Genomic DNA, 22,475 nt, shown 5'->3' on the forward strand with positions numbered 1-22,475 from the left:
AACCAAGATTAACAATTAATTGAATACCATGTCACTTTAGATGCAAGGCTAGTGCCCCGTATCACTGATAAGTGATCGGGAGGCAGTAATTCGGAGATTTTATACTAACTCTACCAAAACAAAAAGAAATAGACCCCCCACGCGTTAGGTAAGGGTCTATTCCTTTTACCAAACATACAGCCGACCGCATTTGAAATGCAAAAAGGGCCGCTCGCGAAGCGAACGGCCCAAAATATAGGGAGGCTCAGGAGGCAGTATGCCGCCCTTTTGCCACAGGTACACAAGCTAATATGTTCTCGATCCGAAAAGCCCGAGGGGCATGGGAAGTTAGGCAAGTCGCCCGAACCAAACCGCCCCGCACATCATGAACTTCGATCCGCCGCTGCGTAATCTTGCCTGTACGGTCAAGGTAGATGATTTCTACGGTGCGACCGATGTATTTTTCCACCAGGATCATCTCCATATAGGAACGTTTGTTTGTATTATATGCAAACAAATGTTCTTTATTCAAGTGGAAATGACCTCCAATCAAGATCATGCTGTCCCCTAAGCCCCCTTATTTGTCCTTCGTTCTTCCTTGGCGTTTGTTCCCGAGTTCAAACAACCCGGTGGCCGATAAACCCGCTAAACCTCCCGCCCACAGTCGCAGCACCAGCTCCATTTCCGTAAATGGGTACGCCGCTGCTCCAACCAAAATGCCGATGATTACCCCGATGAAAGGAATTAGATTTTTCGGCAGGTTGAAGGTGGTTTTCACAAGTTGCACCAAAGCTAATACAAATACGGACAAGACCGAGGCAAAGGCCAGTACATTGGTTAAAATCTCGTTTTGCATTGACGATGATTCCCCTCCTTCTTATTGCTCCGGGATGCCCGCCGCCCGGCGCAGGTAGTTTGCTAAGTTGTTAAAATGCTGCGCTCGTGCCATATTCCCTTCGTCCCGTGCCTTAAACCAAGCCGGAGAAAGCCAGCGGAAGATGATTTCCTGTGCATTGCTTTTTGGCAGTGGAATCAATGGGCCGGGAGTGGACGAAGAGGCTAATGGAATACCTGAGGCCACCCGTAGATTGTTCGCTAAATTGTGAAAATGCGTCATGCCAACCTGGTCCCCTTTGGCACGTGAAGCAAACCATGCAGGAGAAACATAGTTGTCGATCAGTGATTGCGCGATGGAAGCCGGAAGCGGTGTAAAAGAGGTATTCGAATTTTGCGTTGGGCTAGACGTACGCATCGACTTGAGTTCGGCCGAGATATCGTCCAGCAATCGGTTCATCGTTTTTTTGCCTGTAGCCAGAGCCTTGTCAGGATCTTGTCTTCGCGCCGGGTCGAGTTGTTTGTGGGATGGAATAAAGACGTACGGGTTCTTGTTCCATTTGTAACAGCAATAAGCCAGATACCAGACATAGCGCTTGTACGCTTCCGTAAATTTTATGCGCCCGCCATAGCAAAATTCCACCCCGATGGCAGCATCATTGGCATCATAGCCAAATAAATCGTTGTCCGTTTTCACGTTATACAGCACGTGCCAAGCTTTTTCCGCGGGATCCGAGCCAGTGCCTGTCGGGATAATTTCAAGAATTTTTGTATCATCGATAAACACATGGGCCGAGGCTGTCCGATCCTTCAGCGAGTTGAAATAGGCATAGTGGTTGTCCGCCGTAGCCCCCGGATTCCCCGTGTCATGCGCCACAAAAAACTCCGGGGTTCCCGTCGTCAACCTCGTCCCTGGCCGGACGTTAGGCCGCTTTACAATGTATCGCCTTTCAATTTGGTACTTCTTTGTATCCATAAGCGATTTCACCCCTTCCATTTATGCTATTCCGCAAGGTTACCCCTTCGCTTGTGCACTTGTGAGGACGAATCTAGGATTTTCATCAAAAAACAAAAGAGCCTGCGATGATTTAGCAGACTCTGGTATAATTTAGCATGTACAACTGAACTTGGGTGGGACTGTATCGCCTCCGGATGGGAGGTGATGCGTATGCAATTTTCGTTTTCGGAAGTGATCATGCTAGGCATGTTTGTCCTTGCACTGCTTACTTACCTGAATAAACGAAAATAACCCGCCCAGGTTAGCGCCGAGGTGCGGGTTATTCTCTGAAGTACATTTGGAGGTTTCCCACCCAAGTGTTGTACCGGGGAGGCTGTGGCGCAGCCTCCTTGTTTCTATTGTTATCTTAGCATACTCTTCCATATACCTCAATCATACCCAAGAGCTTATTCCTCCAGCCGATCGATCCGTTTATGGGCTTGTTTTGCTGACTCTTCGACGCGGGTCAGCCGCTCGGAGAAGGCTTCAAATCGCTGGCCTTGCAGCTTCTGCTCGATTTTCATGTCGTCAATGAGTCTCTTGAGATTTACGATCTCTGTTCGTCTCATCGCCTCAGCTTCAGCCGCTTCCTCAGCTTCCCTCCGCATCGCTTTCGAGCGCCCGGCCCAGCCTAATGCTATCCCACTAATTGCCGCTAAGGCCGATGTGATCGAAGTTAGTGCAGTCATGTCCATAAATCTCACCTCTCTTAAGTTTCTTTAAGCGAAGTTTATTACCATTTTGGAAATCCCTATCTTCCTTATCTTCAATTGAGCTTGTCCAAGAAAAGTTTGGATAGAGTGTTTTCCACCCTCTTTTTTACCAATTTGGTAACCGCAACCTGATTATATGTTGCCGTTTTGGTAATGTCAAGCCACTAGATTACCGATTTGGTAATATAAATAAATTCCATTCTGACCACCTTCTCTTTACCAATTTGGCAACTTGTGCTACACTAAATGAAACGGTTAGGAAGAGGAGTAACCATGCAAACGCTAGGCGAACGAATCAAATATCTTCGTGAACTACGTCAGCTCACGCAAAAAGACCTCGCCTCCCAAGCCGAAATTTCGGTCGTGCAGCTATCTCGGTATGAGACCAACGACCGCAAGCCGGATCCGGAGGTGCTGCGTAAGATCGTTGACGCTCTGGATACCAGTGCCGATTATTTACTAGGCCGGACCAACGACCCGTCTTCAGCAGTGGAGAAAGGCATGAGCTTGTCTTTTTTCGGAGGACCTGAAGCGTATACAGCGGATGAAATCGCCATGATGGAGGCAGCTCTGAAAGCATATCGGGAGCAGAAGAAGAAGCTGCTGGACGGAGACGAATCGAAAGGCTAAATTATTCGAAGATAACGAGTTACATATAAAATCAACAAGACAACTACAACGGCCCTGATTCTAAGGGCCCTTATTTCGGACTATAGACCGAACATACATTCTCATCCAAGAGGTGACTTGAATGTTGTACGCCTATTATCGCGAGACTCATCTGGAGCAATGGATGAATACCAAATATCTGAATCACGGGATCTCATCCCCCGCCGATCTCGACATCGACCGCATCGCCGAAGCCTTCGGGATCGGGTTAGTCTATGGGAATCACCCGTCCTTTTCGGACAATGAGGAGAATGTGATTTTCTTGAACAAAATGATGCAGGCGGATCAGTCCCGGGTCGTCTTTTTCCATGAACTTTGCCATGTGCTGCGCCATGCCGGAGATCAGCGGCGGATGACTGAGCTGTTCATGCATGCCCAAGAGACCGAAGCTGAGCAGTTTGTGCTCTATGCCGCCATTCCTTTCTATATGTTCGCCAAGCTGCCGGTGCCGGATCATCGCAGCGAAGCGGTGGCTTACAGTTCCAGGTTCCCCCGGAGCTGGCAGAGCAGCGGTTGGACCAAATCCAACGGCGGGTGCTGCAGGGCAGCCTCATCGCAGCTGCCCAGGAGGCAACCCGCCGCCAGCGCGAAGCGGAGCAGAGCTGGTCGCCGGAAACCCGGCGGGTACTGTCCCAGCTGGAACGACAAATCGGAAGTCGAGGAGGGCGGTAAAGAATGCGGATTGCGGCATATTGCGATTATTATACGGACTCGATCCGTCCGCTGCAGTTAATTGTGGATCTCCAGCCAGGGGATGTGGATTGGTCGGAAACGCTGTATATCCCGGTTTCGGGACCGTTTGAGCCGTTTGCTCCCGAGGATTTTGGCGACCTGCCCTGCGTATCTGTCCTGCTGGAAGACCTCGTTCGACCTAAGCTGGAACAGGAGCCATCAGATCAAATCTCAGCTGGCGCACCGAACACATCGCCCTCCCATCCATCGCAACAGCTGCTGGGCATCCGCCTGCCGCAAATTGCTGCCCGCTGCGGCGATCCCTCGGACATCCAGCGCCTGGTGTTGCAGATGGACGAAGTCGAAGAAATTCTAGGCTATGTCATCGGTTGATTGGGATGGTCGTATTTGACAACCGGCCATTTTTGCTTGCGCAGCGCGTCCATCAGCAGCGGCCCGACATTCAGATTGCTCTCCACCAGCTGATGCGGCGTCAGCGCCATCCATTGATTGAGCGACACATCCGCAAATCGGTCACTGCGGAACATCTCCAGGAACCAGATGCTGCGGTCGCCGGTATTCTGGATATAGTGGCCATAGGCAAACGGTACATACCCTACATCCCCTGCTCTGACGTTAAAGGTACGGGCAGCGCCGTTACCGGCAAATACGGTCATCCGTCCTTTCCCGGACAAATAATATTGCCATTCATCATTGTTGGGGTGCCAATGCAGCTCTCGCATTGCACCAGGCTTAATTTCCACAAGGGCAGCCGCAATCGTCTTGGAAATGGGGAAGTTCCACGAATCCGCGATCCGTACCGTCCCGCCCGGCGTTCGAATCGGCTCTTGGGCCAGCAGGCTGTGCTTGAAGCTGAGAGGAATTTCGCCGTACGGCGATTCAATCCTTTGCGTGTCGATCGGCCCCGGAACACGGTCCTGATAAATATACACCTGCTCTTTCGGGATATGGTCGAACGCTTTTTCAGGCACGCCAAAATTCGCAGCAAGCACCTCTTTGGGCGTATGGGCAAACCAGTCGGAGATCGTCAACGTATTGAGGTCAGAGAAATTCCCGTCATCGAACACAAGCAGAAACTCGCAGCCTTCCTCCAGCCCTTGAATCGAATGGGGAATCCCCGGTGGAAAATACCACAAATCCCCCACGCCCACATCGGCGATAAAGTTCCTCCCGTCCTGATCGACCGCTGTAACCCGGGCACTACCCGAAATCATAAACGACCATTCTGCCTGCTGGTGCCAATGCAGTTCCCGCACTCCCCCGGCGTCAGACGCATATTGACCCCCGCCAGCGTCGTGGCGATGGGCAGCTCCCGAACCGTAATTTCCCGGGACCATCCCCCATGGTTCAACTGCATATGCGTATCCGAAAAAGAAAACTTCAAATTCGGAATCAATCCGTTATCGGTCACTGGAGGAACCAGCATATCGGGATTCTCGCGATCCCGCATGACGTCACGCGAGCCTGTATCGGTAGCCCCGGCGCCGTCAGCCCGTATCGGCTGAGGGATCGACGACATCGCGCCAGCTTGATTCTCCGGCTGCCTTGATTCAGATGAATCCAAATGATCCGACATTCACCATCACTCCTTATCTGGACAAGTTGTTTCTAATTTTTACCAAAACCTATTTACACAGTGAACCTATTCCCGCATGAGCAAAAATATGTAGTGATTCATTTCCACTTTTCCCATAAAAATCGACGATTTCGGAGAAAATAACGTTAAGTGCTTGATAGTTGCCTAAGCTTCTGTATAATTAAAGTTAGTAAGTTTAGTCAACAAACTAACTAGGTAAAGGGGAATCCTTGTGGAAAAACCTGTACGTCCGAATGAACCACTTGTAACTCACATTTATACGGCAGACCCATCTGCCCATGTGTATGAAGGCAAGATCTATATTTATCCATCCCATGACATCGATCATGACGGTCCAGACAACGACAACGGTGACCAATACGCCATGGAGGACTACCATGTCCTGTCGCTGGACGACTTCAACTCTCCATGCGTCGATCACGGTGAAGTCCTGCATGTGCGCGACGTCCCATGGGCCAGCAAGCAAATGTGGGCTCCGGATGCGGCTTATAAGAACAATACTTACTATCTCTACTTCCCTGCGCGGGACAAAGATGGCATCTTCCGTATCGGCGTAGCGACCAGCTCTTCGCCTGCCGGGCCTTTCAAGGCGGAAGAAAACTATATTCCAGGCAGCTTCAGCATTGATCCGGCTGTTCTCGTGGATGACGACAATCGTGCCTACATGTATTTCGGCGGACTTTGGGGCGGCCAACTGGAGAAATGGCAAACCGGCACCTTCAAGCCGGACGCAGAAGGCCCGGCACCAGATGCACCGGCGCTTGGACCACGCTTCGCCGAGCTGAGCGACGATATGCTGACCTTCAAATCCGAACCGCAGGAAATCTCGATTGTGGATGAGGATGGCAATCCGCTGTTAGCCAAAGATGAGGAGCGCCGTTATTTCGAAGGGCCATGGGTGCACAAGTACAACGGGTATTACTACTTGTCCTACTCCACCGGAACGACCCATACGCTGGTTTATGCGATCAGTAAGAACCCGCAAGGTCCGTTCGTATTTAAAGGTAAAATCCTGGAGCCAGTCATCGGCTGGACCACTCACCATTCGATCGTGCAATTCCAAGATAAATGGTACCTGTTCTACCATGACAGCTCGCTGTCCGGCGGTGTGAACCACAAACGCAGCGTTAAATATACTGAGCTGCATTACAATCCGGATGGTACCATTCAAACCATCGATCCATATAAATAAGCACAAAGAAGGAGCGCCCATCGGCTGAAGCAAGCCGGGTGGCGCTCCTCTTTTATTTTATTTCAGCTGCTCTCGGCATCGCGGTGTGCTCTGTCGATGCTTCCGCAATCTCATAAAATGCCCAATGCGACTGCGGAACGTCACGCCACACCGGAAGTACGTCGGCTCCGCCAAACAGCGGTCCCCGCTCCAATGCGCGGTTCAACACCGTCACAGCCTCGGCCCGTGTGACCAAAGCCGTTGGCCAGAACGAGCCATCAGCATATCCGCTGACGATACCCGCCGCCTGGGCCGCTCGGATCGCCTGCTCCACCCAATGACCGGCGGTGTCCGAGAAGCCTGCGCCTTGCTGCCCTGCAGCCGACTTCATCAACTTCACGGCGATTGCCGTAAGTTCCGCCCGTGTGACAGGCTGTTCTGGCTTGAAGCTGCCATCGGCATAGCCTTGCATCAAGCCCATTCTGGACGCTTTGGCAATCGCCTCAGCGGCCCAATGACCTGCCGGAACATCGCTGAAGCGAATCGTCTGGCCCGCTTCCTTCATTTCCATCGCCTTGACTAACATGGCGGCCATCTCCGCGCGAGTGATCGGGTTCTCCGGTTTAAACAAACCACCGGGATAACCGCTGATATAGGCCTTATGCATAGAGGTTAACGCTGAGTCCGAGTTCACTAGAGCGAAGATGCTGAAATGATCGACGGTGAATTTCAGCCCTTTGCCGCTCGCTAACGGAACAATTTCTCCCGTCAGGAACTCCGTTGTTCCGTCGGAATGCTCGACGTACACACCGAGTTTAATCAGGTCTACTTCATCTGCCATCCCCGTTAACGGCAGAACAAGCTCGACCTCCCGGTTTTGCAAATTCGTCTCGATTTGAACCGGGCGGCCGATAATTGTAACTTCATTACCTCCTGTAGCCGTAAGCACAACCTCAGCCTGGTTCGCGCGCCCTTCGATTTCCTTGGTTTGGGCGGCTGCTTTTACCGGCTGGATCGTCATCGTCACATCACTGCTTGCCCCCTGCAAGGAAGCTGCCGGAATCGTGATCTCCCCGTTTACGGTTCGAAATTGCAAGTCAAGTCCACGCCCCGTGAGCAAGGAAATGACGTCGCGGGCAAGCGAAAGCTTGATGGTGCTCACTTCATCCTTCGCATCCGGGATCATCAGACTCAGCGAAGCGGCGCCTTCTTCCGCCAATTTGTTAATCGCTTCCCGAAGCTTAGCATCGGCCGTCAACTTGATTTCATCCTGCTTCGAGCCATCAGCTGCGGTCGTCCGAACGATGTCGACCGGGATAGGACTGGATGGATCGCGGATAATTTCCGGTTCCACTGGACGGCTAGGCGGCGTTGACGGTCCAGATGGAGACGAAGGCGGGTTCGTCGGATTGGTTGGCGTTGTTGGCGGCGTCGAACCCGAAGCGACGTGGAAGATCAGCTGATCGACCAGCATCAGCTCGCCGGATTTTTTCACCACTTTGATTGTATGTTCACCAGCCGGCAGGTTGGCGATGCTGAACAACGGTTGCTGAGCGCTGCGGGTCTCGGCATAGGCGTCTACCGTCGCTTTCAGCTGTCCGTCGATGTACACCTCCATTTCCCCTTGAGCCGGGCCAGCAGGCATTCGCAAATCGATGCCGGTGCCCTTAAACGTATACTCGAAGAAATCGCCATTCATCTCGGTGGAATGCACGTCATCGTAGTAATCTCCCTTGATGTGGAACGTCAGCTTCAAGCTTCCCGCCGGTTGAGCGGCGAGGTATTCCTTCTTGATCGTCACCTGGTTCCCCTCTACGGTGTAGTCTGTGCCCTCAACCAACGGCGTCTCACCGTTTTGGATGCTGCTGAGATTTTCGATGCCGCTAAGCACTTCTACTTGGATGTCCTCCTGAGCGGACAGCGTTTTATCAAAAGTCGCTTCGGTGCGGTTTATCAGGTCAGGAATTTGCACCCTGAACGCATCCAATAGCATAAATCGGCCTGATTTCTTCACCAGCTTGATCGTATGCAGGCTGTTGGACAATCCGGATACACTGTAGACAGCTTGCATCGCCTGTCTAACGTCGGCATGGGTATCCACGGTACCTACAAATGCGCCATCCAGATACACATCCACCTCTCCCTGGGACGGATCGATTTCAGTGATGTACTGGATTCCGGTGCCCTTAAACGTATACTCCAGAAAATCACCGTTGGTCTCGGCAAAATGCACATCATCCATGTAATCCCCAAAGTTCCGACCACCGTTGCGATTCCAGGACCCCGTGTAACGAATGCCGGGGTCATCGTTATTGATCATAAGGAACCGGCCTGACATATCCACGATTTGAATCGTAAGCGTTTGTGGCAGACCTGCGCTAAAATGGAACGTCAGCTCGATGCTTCCTGTAGGCTGTGCTGCTAAATACGAGGAATGAATGCGGACCGTATCCCCTTCGATGGTGTAGTCCGCCCCTTCGGTCAAATCTTCCTCCCCGTTGGCGATGCGAACCAGCGTATTTCCGTTTAGCGTCATCGCAGTCGTCACGTCCGCTTGCGCCGACGGTTTCTGATCAAACTCCGCCATTGTCGGCGAGATCGTGCTGTTGACGATCGCAGGCCCGGTGATATCGACGTTGAACGTCTGCAAATCTCCGCCGGCGAAATGAAACGTCAAGCTCAGCGTCCCCGGCAGTTGCTTGAGCAAAAACTCTTTCTTGATCGTAACATCGTCCCCGGAGATCACATAATCGGTATTCCGCGCCAGCGCTGTTGAACCTGCCGCGATGCTCGTCAACGTGTCTCCTCCCAGCGGCAACGATACGGTCACATCCTGTGGATTCGTTGTTTCAAAATCAGCCGTTGTCGAACCAATTAAGCTGTCCGCATAAACCTTAAACCCATCAACGATCAGGTAGGTTCCGCCCTTTTTTATACCGGAGAGGGTATGCTCGCCAAACGGCAGATTTCGCACGCTGTAAATCGGAACCTGCCCCTGTTGAACGGAAGCATTGGCGTTAACCGTCTCTCGGAATTCGCCGTCGAGATAGATGTCAATTTCCCCGCCAGAATCTGCAGTTTCGGTCAGAAAATCAATGCCAGTGCCCCTAAACGGGAATTCAAAACCTACCTCTCCTTTTTCCCCGTAATGGACATCCCCTTGATAATCGTTCCAATCGGGATTTCTGCCTGAACTGTAACCCCAGCTGCCCCCGGTGCCGTAAGTATCGTAGGTCACCGACGGGTGATTGTCATTATAGATCACCCAATGCTCTCCCGTCTCAACGACGGACTCGGGCGCCGCTTGCTCTAAGCTTTCCGCCGAGTTGCTAACTTCTGGCGCAATTGGATTCGTTGCATCGGAAGACTCCATAATCATGACGTTCAAATCTTGGGCATCCTGTACCAGCTCTTTACCGCCGTTGCGCGTCCAGCTTCCGGTATATTTCACGCCTGTGTCGTCATCATTCACTTTGGAGGTTCCGTTCTTGGCTGTAACCTTGAACAAACGCGAAGCATGCGGCTCCAAATAAATGTTGGTCATTCCGGTTGCATCATCGCCAAGCTCCTTATGGGCCCACAAATCGCGGACCGAAGCAGCGCCGTCCAAACCGATGTCGCTCCACTTTACATTCATGGATGCGCCTTTGGTGCCCAGATTAAACAAAGCCACCGTGTATGTGCCATCCCCATTATTGGCGTACCACACCTGTTGATTGGTTGCCATCGATACGGGATGTGCCGGGCGGCCGGCTTGGTTGACGGCGATCACCTCATCATTCGTCAACAGCTCCAGACCATAGCTGTCCAGGTTAGTTAAATCGTCGCCGGTGTAAAATTGCGCACAGGCAATCGCCCACAGCGTTGCCGCGGTCTGCCGCTCGTCTCGGGTCAAGCCGGACGTCTGCCCGTTCCCAATGTTAAGCGAGTCGAAATCGTTCCAACCGCCGGGGCCAGCGTCACGCCACCACAAGGCAGCATCCGGGAACAACCGGGCGATATTCGACCATTGGGTCATCCCAATGTTGCGGTCATACGCCTCCACATCCCAATTGACGCGCCAGCCATTGGCGTATTTTTTCCAGAAGTCTACGTAGTTGTGGTCCAGCGCCCAGGACAGTTCCAGCCATATTCCGTGCTTGGACAACGCCATCGACCAGGCCTTTACGTCATCCCGCGCGTCGATCGATAGGTCGTTATGGCCAGACCCGGGGTCACGCTGTCGAACTTCACGAAGTCAACGCCCCAGGAGGCGATCAGATCCGCGATGGAGTTCACATATTCCTGCGCCCCCGGCTTGGAGAAGTCGATTTTGTAATCGATATCCCAATAGTCCGCTGGTCGAAGCGGCTGAGCGGCGATGTCCTGCATATGGTATTCCGTGCCGTAAATCGGCAGGTTCTTCTCGTAAGCTTCTTTGGACAAACCGGGAATCAAATAGATCCCGACCTTCTGTCCGTTATTATGGATATAGTCCACCAAATTCTCAAAACCGTTAGGATACAACGTTTCGCTTGGAGGCGGCCTGCCGTATTCGTCCATGCTGCCGTTCCAGCCTGCGTCGATGTTGATGTATTCGTACCCGTGAGCTTGCAGCTTCTCGCGCATGGCATCGGAGATCATCTTCAGCTTCGCTTCCGAGGTCCAATTCCCCTCCGGCCCGTCGTACACCTGCAGGCTGTAGCTGCTCCAACCCATATAAGGCTTCAATGCCAGGCCGTTATCGGCGGCATGGGCCACCTTGCTCTCCGTGCCAAAATAAGCAAAGGGCACGAGGGTCAGCGCCGCCGCTAACCAGCAAACCAACGTCTTTTGCAGCAAACGGATCATCAATTCATCTCCTTTGGTAGATATTGTGGTCCCTGTTGGACGGTTGGTGGTTCAATGATTCTGTGATTCTGTGATGGAGCATCCAGCGGATCTTAGCAACCATTTTTTCGGGCAAGGGACAATTCCCCATATATAGTTCCCTACATTTCCATTAAATGTATATTTACTCCATTCACGGTACACGCTATCCCCATATCAATCATTGGAGGTCATGTTGTGGATAGCCAAGCTGGAACAAACTACGAATCAACAGAAGCCAGACATATTTTAACGGACCGTCAGGGTCACCCCATCACGGACAATCAGAACGTCCGAACCGTAGGGAGCCGGGGGCCAACCACTCTGGAGAACTATCATTTCCTCGAAAAAATTTCCCATTTCGACCGGGAACGTATTCCGGAACGAGTGGTACACGCGCGGGGGGCCGGGGCTCATGGTTATTTTGAAGCTTACGGCAAAGTCGGGGACGAGCCGATTGCGAAATATACCCGGGCCAAGCTGTTTCAGGAGGCCGGAAAACGGACGCCGGTGTTCGTCCGCTTCTCGACCGTGATCGGCGGCGGGGAATCCCCCGAAACGCTCCGCGATCCGCGCGGATTTGCGGTGAAATTTTATACGGAGGATGGCAACTGGGATTTGGTGGGTAACAACCTGAAGATCTTTTTTATCCGTGATCCATTGAAGTTCCCAGATATGGTGCATTCCTTCAAGCCTGATCCCGTCAGCAAGCTGCCGGACCCGGAGCGAATGTTCGACTTCCTGTCGCAAACGCCGGAGTCGACGCATATGGTGACTTTCCTGTTCTCGCCTTGGGGCATCCCGGCAAACTACCGTCAGATGCAGGGTTCAGGGGTCAACACGTATAAATGGGTCAATAAAGATGGAGAAGCCGTACTGGTCAAATACCATTGGGAGCCGAAGCAAGGGATCAAAAACCTGCTGCAGCACGAGGCCGACGAGATCCAGAAGACCAACTATAACCATGCCACGCAAGATTTGTATGAGGCGATCGAGCGCGGCGATTATCCGGAGTGGGAACTGTGCGTACAGATCATGAGCGATGACGACCATCCGGAGCTGAACTTCGATCCGCTGGACCCCACCAAGCTGTGGGATCCCGAGAAATTCCCGTTTCTGCCGGTTGGCAAAATGGTGCTGAATCGCAATCCGGAGAATTATTTTGCCGAGGTGGAGCAAGCGGCGTTTGGGACCGGCGTGCTGGTGGACGGGCTGGATTTCTCCGATGACAAGCTGCTGCAAGGGCGGACCTTCTCTTACTCGGATACGCAGCGTTACCGCGTGGGGACAAACTATTTGCAACTTCCCATCAATGCGCCAAAAACGAAGGTTGCCACGAACCAACGCGGCGGGCAAATGGACTATCGGGTCGTCCACAATCCGGGCACGAACCCGCATGTCGATTATGAACCGTCAACGAAAGAAGGCCTGAAAGAAGCAGACAAACGAGGCAAAGACCATGAGCCGCATTACGACGCCAATCTGGTTCGACGGAAGATCGAACGCACCAACGATTTCGCACAAGCCGGCGAGACGTACCGCAAGTTTGATGATGTGGAGAAAAACGAGCTGATTTCCAATTTGGTGAACAATCTGAAGGTGTGCAGTCCTAAAATACAGGAAACGTGGATCAGCTACTTTACCCAAGCTGACGAAGAGTATGGAAGACGCGTAAAGGAAGGGCTTGAAGCGGCCAAGCGGGAAATGGGAGCCGCAGCCCAGCAAATCCAGCCGCAGCGGCGTAAAGGTATCCCGCAGCTTGCTAGGCTTCAGCGCGCGGCAGCCCTGCAAACACACCGCTTGGGATCACCAGCGTCTCCCCCGCCGACAGGAGCGTTTTGTCCCCACCCACCGTAAATTCCAGCTGTCCGTATGTTTTCTCCTTTAAACTTATGGGATAATGGCCTTATCGTTTGAATCTATGATATGGGATATTCATGTTTACATGGTTGAAGGAGGATCCCTATGGACATGACAAGGGGTACTTACGGTTTCCGGTTCGCTGAAGACCAAGAGCTTCCGCTGTGCGTGTTGTTTGCCGCCGGCTATGACTCTATCACTGATCCTTCTTATCACTGGGACGGATTAGAGCGAACGGACGGACCTTTGCTCCTGTTCCAATACACGTTCTCCGGAGAAGGGGTCTTTGAGCTGGGTGATTGCTCTCACCGCGTTACCGCCGGACAAGCGTTTCTCGCCGAAATTCCAAGTTCCCATCGCTATTATTATCCGCAAGAAGCTTCGGCGCCTTGGGAGTTCCTGTTCCTGCTGTTTCGGCCGAATGTGGTTCTTCCCTTATGGCGAAAATTCCTCAGCGAAGCCGGAGCAGTTCCTTATCTCCCCGAAGACTCCGCACCGGTGCGGTTGGCGCGTATGATCATCACTGATGCGGGAGCAGGTCGGATCACCGATCCCTACATCGCCTCATCTTGCGTTTACCAGTTCGTCACGGAATTAGCCAGAATGCAGGTTACGTCGCAGAAAAATAAAGAGAACTGGCCGGAAAGCGTCAAACGCGCCGCCGAGTTGATGGAGAGCAACTATGCGCAGATGATCAGCATCGATCAGCTTTCCGAGCATGTTGGCTTGTCCAAGTACCACTTGATCCGCCGGTTTTCGGACAGTACAGGTCTTACGCCAGGCGCTTATCTGACCCGTGTCCGCACCGAAAAAGCGATGGACCTGCTTCGCGGTACGTCACTTAGCATTGAGACCATTGCTGAGCGGGTAGGTTATTCCAGCGGAAGTTACTTCATTAAGGCCTTCCGCCGTTTGACCGGGCTCACCCCAGGAGAGTTCCGCAGCGGGGGCGAAAGTCTGGTCTATCGCAAGCTATTCTTCGATTAAACGCAATATTTTGCTATTCATATCGCAAAGTTACTATAGATATAGCAAAACTCCTTTAGGTAAGATGAACCTAACAAGAGCAATAAAGATCCATCCGTAAAGGAGTTTTGCAAATGAACCATCAGCAGATTGCCCCAACTCCACCGCTAGGTTGGAATAGTTGGGACTGCTACGGCGCAGCTGTGACGGAAGAAGAGATTCGGGGCAATGCGGAATACATGGCGAAGCATCTGAAAGACTTTGGTTGGAGCTATATCACCGTGGATATTCAATGGTATGAACCAGGAGCCCTTTCGTCTCAATATCGGCCGTTTGTTCCGCTTGTGATGGACGGCTATTCCCGGCTGATGCCTGCCGAGAATCGCTTCCCCTCTGCGGCCGGCGGCCAAGGCTTCAAGCCGTTAGCGGATTATGTGCATAGCCTCGGGCTGCGATTCGGCATTCATATCATGCGCGGCATTCCGCGGCAAGCCGTTCACGCCGCCACACCGATCTTGGGGACGACCGCAACCGCACGTGATATTGCACATCCCAATTCGATCTGTCCCTGGAATACCGATATGTACGGTGTGGATGCCTCTAAAGAAGGGGCGCAGGCCTATTATGATTCGCTTTTTGCCTTGTATGCTTCATGGGGCGTTGATCTCGTAAAAGTAGACGATATCGCCGCTTCCCGGCTTTACGGCACCCACCAAGCCGAAATTGCATTGATCTCTGAGGCGATCAAGCGCTGCGGCCGTCCGATGGTGCTCAGCTTATCCCCCGGACCGGCTCCGGTGGAGCTTGCAGCTTTCTTCGCCGAACAGGCTAACATGTGGCGCATGACGGACGATTTCTGGGACCAGTGGCCGCTGCTAAGGGACATGTTCGACCGCTGCCGGGCATGGCAGGGCGTCCCGCAAGCCGGGTCATGGCCGGACTGCGACATGCTGCCGCTGGGGCATATCGGCATCCGCTCGGTGGACGGCGGCGGGGCAGATCGCTGGACCCGGTTCACCCGCGACGAGCAATTAACGATGATGTCGCTTTGGAGCATTTTCCGTTCGCCGTTGATCTTTGGCGGGGAACTCCGAGACAATGACGAATGGACCTTGTCGCTGCTGACCAACCGCGAGGTGCTGCGGATGCACCGGGAAAGCCGCGGCGCCAAAGAAGCCCTTCGGCAAGACGACCTGATCGTTTGGACGGCCGAACATCCCGAAGGGTTCAACTATGCAGCTGTTTTTAATGTAGGGGAAAGCGCGCTGCCGCTGGAGCTCCCTCTGGAGCAAATCGGTTTATCCGGCGTTTCTACCGGAACTGAGCTGTGGAGCGAAGCTCTCGCGGAGCTTACGGCGACTGGGGAGCTTCGGACTACGATCCCGCCGCACGGGGTGCGGTTGTATCGGTTGGAATAGTCAGTACACCTGCTTCAACAACTCAATCATCTCATCCAAAGTCAGACCAAAGGACTTGTAATAGGACACTTCACTAGCCAACTGTTCCATCACCATTTCGTTGCGGATGCGCTGCATCTCTTCGGGGGAAAATTCAGCGACAAAACACCCTTTGCCGGTCACCGTATGGATCAAGCCGCGCCGCTCGAGTTCTTCCCACGCCTTCTTGACGGTGATGACACTCACCCGCAGCTCATGAGCTGCTTGCCGGATGGGCGGCAGGATATAGCCGCTCTCCAGCTCCCCTTTTAGAATTTGGGCGCTGATTTGCTCGAACAGTTGCTGATAGATCGGTTTCTCCGAAGTATTGGATATCGCGATGTTCATTGGATCTCCACTTGAAGGAATCGTTTGACCGCCATCCGGTAAGCCACTGCGGTAAGCGCAATGAAAATCACGATTCCTGCGATCAGAATATAGGCTTGAACTGCCAAATGATTCGCTTCCGTCCCATAAAACATACGATTCATCCCCGAATTCGCGATCCCGATCCACTGGGTGATCCCTGCAAACAATGTAGCTGCTACAGTGGAGATCAGCAGTGCCATACCAAATTTATACGCCGTCTTGTAATACATCGGAATAAAAATCAGGTTAAAGATCGCCAGCATCACCAAACAGAGACCAAAGAATCCTAAGTTCGGCGGGAAGAAGAAGTAGGTTATATCCGAATAGAAGCGCTGACTAACCAGGCCAAAGATTAGGGCAACCACCACATGCGCCAATTCCAGTCCGGCGATCACGATAATCCGCGCTTTCACAATGTCCCGTTTCGTAACAGGCATCATCGAGGTGAACATCAAATCGTTTTGTGCTCTCAGTTGGTTAAACATATTGGGGATGGTGATCCAACAAAAATACAAAATCACTATATAGTAAATCCAGCCAGGAACAAACATCAAAACGCCCATTAACACAGGCATGCTCAATAATAGAGGATGTACACCCAGTCGGATATCTTTTCGGATCAAATTAATCATGGTTCTGCCCCCCTTTTCTCGCATAGTAAATCATAATATCCTCTAAGCTTGGCGTGGCGGCTCGGATTCCCGAAGACAGGTCAAAGTCATCCGCATGCATCAAGCCCGTAAAACCAAACGAGTTCGTTTTGTAGGAAATCATCCGGTCCTTCACCTGTGCAAGCTGGCCCTCGGAACCGTTCACGAGGAGATAGGATTCTTTGAATTCATCCTTCTCCCCGCTCAGCACAATTTGCCCGTTTGAGATAAAGGTAATATAATCAGCGCACTTCTCCAAGTCGGAGGTAATATGGGTGGAGAACAGAATGCTCACCTCGCCATCAGCAATCAGCTCCTGAAAAAGATCCAGCAGGTCATCCCGTGAAGCCGGATCCAGCCCGCTGGTGGGCTCGTCGAGGATCAGCAGCTTGGCCCCATGGGACAAAGCAAGCGTCAGGCTGTATTTGACCTTCATGCCCGTTGACAGTTCGGCGATCTTTCTATTCTCATCCAAGTTAAATCTCTTCATGTAGGAGGAGTAGATTTGATCGTCCCAATTTTCATAAAACCTCTTAATGGTATCCGTCAACGTCTTAATCTTACTGCGCGTGTAAAAATCAATGCTCCCGAAAGCAAATCCAATCTCCTGCTTTAATTCCAGCTCATGTTCCGCCATGTTCTTGCCCAGAATGTAAACCTCACCGCTGTCGATCCGAGTCATATTTAAAATCGACTTGATCGTCGTCGTTTTCCCTGCGCCGTTAACTCCGATAAAGCCCATGATGTATCCCTTCTCCAACTGGAAAGAAACATCCTTCAGCTCAAAGGCGGGGAATTTCTTATGAATATGTCGAACATCTAATGCCAGCATGGAATACCCCCTCTTTTTAAATTGTGTATATCGTGTATACACAATATATCACGGACGGGAGGGGGCGTCAACCGAAGGCCGCCTTCATATGTAAAAAAAACACCCGCTCAACAATGCAGTTGACGGGTGTTCAAAATCAGAGTATTCGTACAAAACTCAGAGCCCAGCGGCGCGTTGCAGCCGTTTCGCGATTTCCACCAAATCCTCTGGCGATATGCCGGGGGCGAATAACGACGCTGGCGCCATTCGGATCCGGGGCTTTCGGTCTGGGCAATTCAATGGCCAACCGATTTACGCGTTTAAACATGCATGTACCTCCCCATAAGTCTCAATTACTAAAAGCCTACGGGGGATAGCTCGGATATTATACCGGACGGGTATTGATCGTCCGAAGCTTTGGTGTGGAAGTGCCTTTTGTTTATGGCTGGAAAACCTCTTGACCGTTGAGGATCAGTCTGTAGCTGATGTCGGCCTTCAGCGAGTCCGATACGGCACAATATTTCTCCTTGCCCATTTGGATAGCTTTCCAAATTTGGTAATCTGGAATGTCTCCTTCAACGCGGAAAATCAGCTCAATGGCAGTAAAGCCGGACGGATTCTGCTCTTTCCGGGTACCGTCCGCTTCGATCTCTAGTGAAGTGATCTTCTCAAGGAATGAATTCAGAATCATGGTGATGTCAATGCCGATACATCCGGCCAGTCCGGCCAGCAAAAGCTCCATGGGTGTTGCGCCTGTGCCGTCGCCGCCGTATTTTGGCGTAGCGTCCATTCTTACCGGATAACCAGAATCCCCGACTGATGTAAACAAACGTTTTCCATTCCAGGTTGTCATAACCTTCATCATCATTACCTACTTTCTGTTATTAATGCTCCTGAAGTTGATTGATAAACTTACGAGCTCTTTCGGACGCCGTATTCTGAAAAAAAACTTCCGGTTCCTGCGATTCCACAATTACACCGCCATCCATAAACACGATCCGATTGGCGACCTGACGGGCAAATTTCATTTCATGAGTGACGATGACCATCGTCATCCCATCCCGGGCCAGCTGGCCCATAACTTCCAGCACCTCTCCGACAAGCTCGGGATCAAGAGCTGAGGTCGGCTCGTCAAACAGCATGATCGCCGGCTCCATGGCTAATGCTCGGGCAATTGCCACCCGTTGCTGCTGGCCGCCGGACAGCCTCGAGGGATATTCATCCTTCTTCGCCAACAGTCCAACCCGATCCAGCAGTCGTTCGCCGATCTGTACGGCTTCTGCCTTTTTCATTTTCTTCACAGATAACAGCGATTCGATCACGTTGCCAAGCGCTGTCTTGTGCGGATATAAGTTAAACTGCTGAAAGACCATTCCCGTATGACGACGAATTTCACGGAAGGCGGCCTGTTTCTTCTTAGACGGCATGGACGCGTCCACTCGAACACCATTCACCTCAAGCGATCCGCCGTCCAGCTCCTCAAGGCCGTTCAGACATCTCAGCAGGGTGCTTTTGCCGGAACCACTTGGTCCGAGCAGCACAACGATTTCTTTGGGAGCCACATGCAGGTCAATGCTTTTCAACACCTCTGCTCCGTTAAAAGACTTGGACAGTCCTGTCGTTTGAATCATATTTGCTCCACCTCATGCCTCAATATACTTTGGACAACTGCTTCTCCACCGCATTCAGAATGGCCGAGAACACAGTGCTCATGATCCAATACATGGCGGCGATCCCAACGAAAAAAGGCATATAGACATAATATTGAGCGATCAGCAGCTGCGCTGAACGCAGCAACTCGGTGACCGTAATGGCCGACACCAGCGCCGTCTCTTTAAGCATTCCGATAAAGGTATTACCCATAGGCGCAATGGCCACCCGAGCTGCTTGCGGCAGAATGATTCTTCTCATCGTCATCCAGCCCGTCATGCCCGTCGCATAAGCGGCCTCCGTCTGACCCTTCGGAATTGACTGAATCGCCCCTCTGAACGTTTCAGACAGATAGGCACCTACGTTGATGCTTAATGCCACATACGCGGCTGTCAGCGGCCCCAGCGTAATTCCGTAATCTACAACCCCATAATAAACAATAAAAATTTGGACAAGAAGCGGCGTACCTCGAATAATCGACACATATACACGGGCAATTCCGCGTACCAGCCGATTCCCTTTTAATCGCGCAATCGCAACCACCAAACCGATGATCAGCCCAAAAAACATGGATACTACGGTAACAAGCAGCGTATTATAAGCGCCTTTCAGCAAAAAAGGAAGGTTATCCCATACTAGATTCATTGTCGTTTGAATCCCCTTTTGATTCCATGGTTAAAACGACAAGGCCATGAAAGAATACGAATTCTTCAAGGCCTTATCCTTTTCACGATTCTTTATTCTGCCGGCGGCTCTTCGCCAAACCATTTTTGGAAGATGGTGTTATAGGTACCGTCGGCTTTCATATCGGTCAAAGCCTGATCCAGAGCGGCCAGGAATTCCGGGTTATTTTTGCGGATCGCGATACCCGCTTGGTCGGATTTGATCGCATCGCCCACCGCTTTAATTTTATAACCGTTTTTGTCGACAATAGGTTTCAAGGCGTACAAGTTATTGATGGTGGCATCGATCCGTCCCGCATTCAAATCCTGCAGGGAAGTAATCACATCGTCATAGGTTTTGATCTCGAAGTTGCCAACCTGCGGCAGCACGTCATTCCGGAGATAGGATTCATCGTTTGTGCCGAGTCCCACGCCGATATTTTTCCCTTTAAAGTCTTCCAGCTTCGTGATCGAGTTATTATCCTCTTTTACGATGATTTTAACTTGGTTCGTGATATACGGCTGGGTGAAATCAATTTGCTGCTTGCGTTCGTCGGTAATCGTAACCTGGCTGATAATGGCATCGATTTTGCCAGCCTGCAGACTAGGAATCAGTCCAGAGAATTCCTGCGGAGCAAACTCGACTTTAACGCCGAGCCGTTTGGCTACTTCTTTCGCAATGTCAGCATCAAAACCATCGATTTCCTTGTTTTCATTCAGGAAGTTGTAAGGCGCGTATGTCCCCATAAGCCCTACCTTTATCACACCCGCTGTTTTAATTTCGTTCAATAAATTACTATCGGCATTTGCGGAGCTTCCTCCGTTCGCCGCATTGTTGGAAGGAGCCAAGCTTGGCGCGTTATTGCCGTTATTGTTAGAACCGCAGCCAGTCAATGCCAGAACTACGAGCAATACGGCGGATAATGTTAGAAACAGCGGATTTCTGGATTTCTTACTTTTCAGCATGGATATTCTCTCCTTTGTATTTATTGGGTAGCAGAATGGGTACAATTCCGAAACGGCAGATCATTATCCAATCAAAGCTAAACGCCAAGCAAACCAAAAAATTCGAATCTCGCCGTCTCCGCGGCAAGCTGCTGAGCCGTTTTGGATTCGATCCCGCTGCCTGGCGGCGCGAACCCGAGCAACCAGCGTGAAATGACGCCTTCGATTAAGCTCATGATCATCGTGGCACGGAATTCTGCATCGATGGAAGCCGGAAGCATGCCTAACTCAATCGCCCTGCGAATGTTAAGAAGAAAAGAGTTCTCCAATGCTGCTCTCGTTTCCCGGATCGCATGGCGGATCGTTTCAACCCCTTCACCTCTGCCAAAAATAAGCTCTATTAAATACCGGTTGGATTCGGCAAACCGAAACAGACTTTCCAGCAGAGCTTCGGAGGCATGTACCATGTCCTGCACCGATCCTGCTTCCCGTCGGTATCCATGACGGATGACGTCAAGCAATTTTTCCCGGCCTTCCTTCACAATTTCCAGCGCAATCGCTTCTTTGCTTTTGAAGTACCAGTAGAACGTCCCTTGAGCCACACCCGCCTCAGCGACAATATCGGAAATTTTTGTTGCATGATAGCCATCCTTGGCAAATCGCTTCATGGCAATTTGCAGAATATGCTCTCTGCGATCACTGTTGATTTGGGCTTCTTTCTCTCCGCTCAATCTGTTCCCACCCCACATGATTGACTAGTCAGTCAGTTTGTAATTAAATCCTATAGGATTTATATGATATTGTCAACTCTTGTATTGTGGAAACAAAAAAAGCGAGGTTTGCGCAGTAACGCAAACCCGCTTTTTTATAGTCATATTTCGATCAACAACAACATTATTTCTTCTTATAAAACTCATGATACAGCTTCATGAGCGCTCGCTTCTCAATTCGTGACACGTAGCTGCGGCTAATGCCGAGCTCCTTGGCGATTTCGCGCTGGGTCCGTTCTTCTCCCCCATGCTCCAGGCCAAACCGCCCTTTGATGACTTCCTGCTCCCGCGCGTCCAGGATGTCCAGGTTGCGATAGATTTTACTCTTCTCCATCTTTAACTGAACCCGGTCCACCACATCGTCCGCTTCCGTCCCCAAAATATCAATGAGGGTGATTTCATTAACATATGGATGTTATCCGTGTTAGTAACTTTCGTTGATGTATCAATACTTTAAAGTATAGCAAAAAAGGCCCTGCATGAGCAGGGCTTAACTTGCTTGTTTCTTCTTTGAGTTGTACTCCAGGACGGCTTTTTCGATAGCTGCATTAATTTCTTCTGTGGTTACCTGTATCCCGAGTTTCCCCAGTTTCTCCGAGGTGTAAATAAACGCCTGATTCAATTTGTTGCGTCCAGATTCTGTGGTCATTGTCGCCTCAACATAAGCAAACGCCTCATTTGCGATCTTATGAATCAAATCACGCTGACTTGCTGATATCTTTGTATCGATCCACAGATTAACCCGAGTGCGCAGCAACGCTAAAAACGACAGTACAATCAATGCAAGAATACTGATCAACGCACTAACTACTTGAACAACATACGGTTGAATTTGATCCATAATGTTTTCCATTT

22 protein-coding genes and 3 pseudogenes are annotated in these 22,475 nt (G+C 51.3%); 7 read left to right on the forward strand and 18 right to left on the reverse strand.

The annotated features are described in order from the left end of the window. Positions 1–244: 244 nt before the first annotated feature. The 4 genes from RW092_RS03245 to RW092_RS03260 all read right to left on the reverse strand — a co-directional run bounded on the left by RW092_RS03245 (position 245) and on the right by RW092_RS03260 (position 2,499). Positions 245–511 (reverse strand): hypothetical protein, encoded by a 267-nt coding sequence (locus RW092_RS03245; protein WP_016311300.1) that lies wholly within the window; start codon positions 509–511, stop codon positions 245–247. A gap of 45 nt (positions 512–556) precedes the next feature. Further along, the gene (locus RW092_RS03250; protein ID WP_016311299.1) at positions 557–835 is read right to left on the reverse strand and encodes a holin; all 279 of its coding nucleotides are present in this window, start codon (positions 833–835) and stop codon (positions 557–559) included. Between the two features lie 21 nt (positions 836–856). After that, complete coding sequence (locus RW092_RS03255) at positions 857–1,789, reverse strand: peptidoglycan recognition protein family protein (RefSeq protein ID WP_316009512.1); 933 nt, start codon at positions 1,787–1,789, stop codon at positions 857–859. 428 nt (positions 1,790–2,217) lie between these two features. Next, positions 2,218–2,499, reverse strand: a complete 282-nt coding sequence (locus RW092_RS03260) for a hypothetical protein (RefSeq protein ID WP_316009513.1) — start codon at positions 2,497–2,499, stop codon at positions 2,218–2,220. Positions 2,500–2,796: 297 nt separating this feature from the next. On the opposite strand from RW092_RS03260, the gene RW092_RS03265 reads away from it, so the two are divergent. The 3 genes from RW092_RS03265 to RW092_RS03275 all read left to right on the forward strand — a co-directional run bounded on the left by RW092_RS03265 (position 2,797) and on the right by RW092_RS03275 (position 4,257). Beyond that, a complete protein-coding gene (locus tag RW092_RS03265) occupies positions 2,797–3,153 on the forward strand; it encodes a helix-turn-helix domain-containing protein (protein ID WP_164744127.1) in 357 nt (118 codons plus the stop codon). 121 nt (positions 3,154–3,274) lie between these two features. Then, positions 3,275–3,925, forward strand: a complete 651-nt coding sequence (locus RW092_RS03270) for an ImmA/IrrE family metallo-endopeptidase (RefSeq protein WP_316009514.1) — start codon at positions 3,275–3,277, stop codon at positions 3,923–3,925. Beyond that, positions 3,868–4,257: a hypothetical protein gene (locus tag RW092_RS03275; RefSeq protein ID WP_085168746.1), complete on the forward strand. Its 390-nt coding sequence runs from the start codon at positions 3,868–3,870 to the stop codon at positions 4,255–4,257. The genes RW092_RS03270 and RW092_RS03275 overlap by 58 nt, the downstream gene beginning before the upstream one ends. Here the strand turns inward: RW092_RS03275 and RW092_RS03280 are convergent. Then, positions 4,242–5,404, reverse strand: a pseudogene (locus RW092_RS03280) (oxalate decarboxylase family bicupin). The gene RW092_RS03275 and the pseudogene RW092_RS03280 sit on opposite strands and share 16 nt — an antisense overlap. Before the next feature lie 289 nt (positions 5,405–5,693). Between RW092_RS03280 and RW092_RS03285 the strand changes: the two are divergent. Next, positions 5,694–6,674, forward strand: coding sequence for a glycoside hydrolase family 43 protein (locus tag RW092_RS03285; RefSeq protein ID WP_016311276.1), 981 nt, complete (start codon positions 5,694–5,696; stop codon positions 6,672–6,674). 52 nt (positions 6,675–6,726) lie between these two features. On the opposite strand, the gene RW092_RS03290 is transcribed toward RW092_RS03285, so the two are convergent. Together RW092_RS03290 and RW092_RS03295 are read right to left on the reverse strand one after the other, a co-directional pair. Continuing rightward, positions 6,727–10,806, reverse strand: a complete 4,080-nt coding sequence (locus RW092_RS03290; RefSeq protein ID WP_316009515.1) for a X2-like carbohydrate binding domain-containing protein — start codon at positions 10,804–10,806, stop codon at positions 6,727–6,729. Between the two features lie 11 nt (positions 10,807–10,817). Continuing rightward, positions 10,818–11,483, reverse strand: a complete 666-nt coding sequence (locus RW092_RS03295; protein ID WP_316009516.1) for an alpha-amylase family protein — start codon at positions 11,481–11,483, stop codon at positions 10,818–10,820. A 216-nt stretch (positions 11,484–11,699) separates the two neighbouring features. Between RW092_RS03295 and RW092_RS03300 the strand changes: the two are divergent. From RW092_RS03300 to RW092_RS03310, 3 genes and pseudogenes are all read left to right on the forward strand, one after another. Then, positions 11,700–13,190: pseudogene (locus RW092_RS03300) on the forward strand (catalase); the annotation flags it as partial. Between the two features lie 276 nt (positions 13,191–13,466). After that, the gene (locus RW092_RS03305; protein ID WP_016311272.1) at positions 13,467–14,348 is read left to right on the forward strand and encodes an AraC family transcriptional regulator; all 882 of its coding nucleotides are present in this window, start codon (positions 13,467–13,469) and stop codon (positions 14,346–14,348) included. A gap of 113 nt (positions 14,349–14,461) precedes the next feature. Continuing rightward, on the forward strand, positions 14,462–15,745 hold the full coding sequence (locus RW092_RS03310) for a glycoside hydrolase family 27 protein (protein ID WP_316009517.1): 1,284 nt from the start codon (positions 14,462–14,464) through the stop codon (positions 15,743–15,745). On the opposite strand, the gene RW092_RS03315 is transcribed toward RW092_RS03310, so the two are convergent. The 11 genes and pseudogenes from RW092_RS03315 to RW092_RS03365 all read right to left on the reverse strand — a co-directional run bounded on the left by RW092_RS03315 (position 15,746) and on the right by RW092_RS03365 (position 22,473). After that, positions 15,746–16,111, reverse strand: coding sequence for a GntR family transcriptional regulator (locus RW092_RS03315; protein ID WP_127575802.1), 366 nt, complete (start codon positions 16,109–16,111; stop codon positions 15,746–15,748). Further along, positions 16,108–16,788 (reverse strand): ABC-2 transporter permease, encoded by a 681-nt coding sequence (locus RW092_RS03320; protein WP_316009518.1) that lies wholly within the window; start codon positions 16,786–16,788, stop codon positions 16,108–16,110. Before RW092_RS03320 ends, RW092_RS03315 begins: the two co-directional genes overlap by 4 nt. Next, positions 16,757–17,614 carry an ABC transporter ATP-binding protein gene (locus RW092_RS03325; RefSeq protein WP_016311268.1) on the reverse strand — a complete coding sequence of 286 codons (858 nt, stop codon included), beginning with the start codon at positions 17,612–17,614 and terminating at the stop codon, positions 16,757–16,759. The genes RW092_RS03320 and RW092_RS03325 overlap by 32 nt, the downstream gene beginning before the upstream one ends. Before the next feature lie 136 nt (positions 17,615–17,750). After that, positions 17,751–17,921: a hypothetical protein gene (locus RW092_RS03330; RefSeq protein WP_316009519.1), complete on the reverse strand. Its 171-nt coding sequence runs from the start codon at positions 17,919–17,921 to the stop codon at positions 17,751–17,753. A 111-nt stretch (positions 17,922–18,032) separates the two neighbouring features. Beyond that, entirely contained in the window at positions 18,033–18,455 is a 423-nt protein-coding gene (locus RW092_RS03335) for an OsmC family protein (protein ID WP_016311267.1), read from the reverse strand. A 22-nt stretch (positions 18,456–18,477) separates the two neighbouring features. After that, the gene (locus RW092_RS03340; RefSeq protein WP_316009520.1) at positions 18,478–19,224 is read right to left on the reverse strand and encodes an amino acid ABC transporter ATP-binding protein; all 747 of its coding nucleotides are present in this window, start codon (positions 19,222–19,224) and stop codon (positions 18,478–18,480) included. A gap of 19 nt (positions 19,225–19,243) precedes the next feature. Continuing rightward, positions 19,244–19,888: an amino acid ABC transporter permease gene (locus tag RW092_RS03345; protein ID WP_316009521.1), complete on the reverse strand. Its 645-nt coding sequence runs from the start codon at positions 19,886–19,888 to the stop codon at positions 19,244–19,246. Between the two features lie 92 nt (positions 19,889–19,980). After that, positions 19,981–20,868 (reverse strand): transporter substrate-binding domain-containing protein, encoded by an 888-nt coding sequence (locus RW092_RS03350; RefSeq protein ID WP_316009533.1) that lies wholly within the window; start codon positions 20,866–20,868, stop codon positions 19,981–19,983. Between the two features lie 80 nt (positions 20,869–20,948). Further along, the gene (locus RW092_RS03355) at positions 20,949–21,599 is read right to left on the reverse strand and encodes a TetR/AcrR family transcriptional regulator (protein ID WP_410055506.1); all 651 of its coding nucleotides are present in this window, start codon (positions 21,597–21,599) and stop codon (positions 20,949–20,951) included. Positions 21,600–21,744: 145 nt separating this feature from the next. Then, positions 21,745–22,023 (reverse strand): annotated as a pseudogene (locus tag RW092_RS03360) (sigma-70 family RNA polymerase sigma factor); the annotation flags it as partial. 87 nt (positions 22,024–22,110) lie between these two features. Next, complete coding sequence (locus RW092_RS03365) at positions 22,111–22,473, reverse strand: phage holin (RefSeq protein ID WP_316009523.1); 363 nt, start codon at positions 22,471–22,473, stop codon at positions 22,111–22,113. Between the last annotated feature and the right edge of the window lie 2 nt (positions 22,474–22,475).

Origin of the sequence: Paenibacillus sp. 3LSP, from assembly GCF_032465655.1 — a bacterium.
GTDB classification, from domain to species: Bacteria; Bacillota; Bacilli; order Paenibacillales; family Paenibacillaceae; genus Fontibacillus; species Fontibacillus barengoltzii.

What these genes read in the sequence shown, in the direction of transcription:
- RW092_RS03250 (WP_016311299.1), bottom strand. Translation starts at nt 835, where the DNA reads ATGCAAAACGAGATTTTAACCAATGTACTGGCCTTTGCCTCGGTCTTG.
- RW092_RS03255 (WP_316009512.1), bottom strand. Translation starts at nt 1,789, where the DNA reads ATGGATACAAAGAAGTACCAAATTGAAAGGCGATACATTGTAAAGCGG.
- RW092_RS03260 (WP_316009513.1), bottom strand. Translation starts at nt 2,499, where the DNA reads ATGACTGCACTAACTTCGATCACATCGGCCTTAGCGGCAATTAGTGGG.
- RW092_RS03265 (WP_164744127.1), top strand. Translation starts at nt 2,797, where the DNA reads ATGCAAACGCTAGGCGAACGAATCAAATATCTTCGTGAACTACGTCAG.
- RW092_RS03270 (WP_316009514.1), top strand. Translation starts at nt 3,275, where the DNA reads ATGTTGTACGCCTATTATCGCGAGACTCATCTGGAGCAATGGATGAAT.
- RW092_RS03275 (WP_085168746.1), top strand. Translation starts at nt 3,868, where the DNA reads ATGCGGATTGCGGCATATTGCGATTATTATACGGACTCGATCCGTCCG.
- RW092_RS03290 (WP_316009515.1), bottom strand. Translation starts at nt 10,806, where the DNA reads ATGGCGTTGTCCAAGCACGGAATATGGCTGGAACTGTCCTGGGCGCTG.
- RW092_RS03295 (WP_316009516.1), bottom strand. Translation starts at nt 11,483, where the DNA reads ATGATCCGTTTGCTGCAAAAGACGTTGGTTTGCTGGTTAGCGGCGGCG.
- RW092_RS03305 (WP_016311272.1), top strand. Translation starts at nt 13,467, where the DNA reads ATGGACATGACAAGGGGTACTTACGGTTTCCGGTTCGCTGAAGACCAA.
- RW092_RS03310 (WP_316009517.1), top strand. Translation starts at nt 14,462, where the DNA reads ATGAACCATCAGCAGATTGCCCCAACTCCACCGCTAGGTTGGAATAGT.
- RW092_RS03315 (WP_127575802.1), bottom strand. Translation starts at nt 16,111, where the DNA reads ATGAACATCGCGATATCCAATACTTCGGAGAAACCGATCTATCAGCAA.
- RW092_RS03320 (WP_316009518.1), bottom strand. Translation starts at nt 16,788, where the DNA reads ATGCGAGAAAAGGGGGGCAGAACCATGATTAATTTGATCCGAAAAGAT.
- RW092_RS03325 (WP_016311268.1), bottom strand. Translation starts at nt 17,614, where the DNA reads ATGCTGGCATTAGATGTTCGACATATTCATAAGAAATTCCCCGCCTTT.
- RW092_RS03330 (WP_316009519.1), bottom strand. Translation starts at nt 17,921, where the DNA reads ATGTTTAAACGCGTAAATCGGTTGGCCATTGAATTGCCCAGACCGAAA.
- RW092_RS03335 (WP_016311267.1), bottom strand. Translation starts at nt 18,455, where the DNA reads ATGAAGGTTATGACAACCTGGAATGGAAAACGTTTGTTTACATCAGTC.
- RW092_RS03340 (WP_316009520.1), bottom strand. Translation starts at nt 19,224, where the DNA reads ATGATTCAAACGACAGGACTGTCCAAGTCTTTTAACGGAGCAGAGGTG.
- RW092_RS03345 (WP_316009521.1), bottom strand. Translation starts at nt 19,888, where the DNA reads ATGAATCTAGTATGGGATAACCTTCCTTTTTTGCTGAAAGGCGCTTAT.
- RW092_RS03355 (WP_410055506.1), bottom strand. Translation starts at nt 21,599, where the DNA reads ATGTGGGGTGGGAACAGATTGAGCGGAGAGAAAGAAGCCCAAATCAAC.
- RW092_RS03365 (WP_316009523.1), bottom strand. Translation starts at nt 22,473, where the DNA reads ATGGAAAACATTATGGATCAAATTCAACCGTATGTTGTTCAAGTAGTT.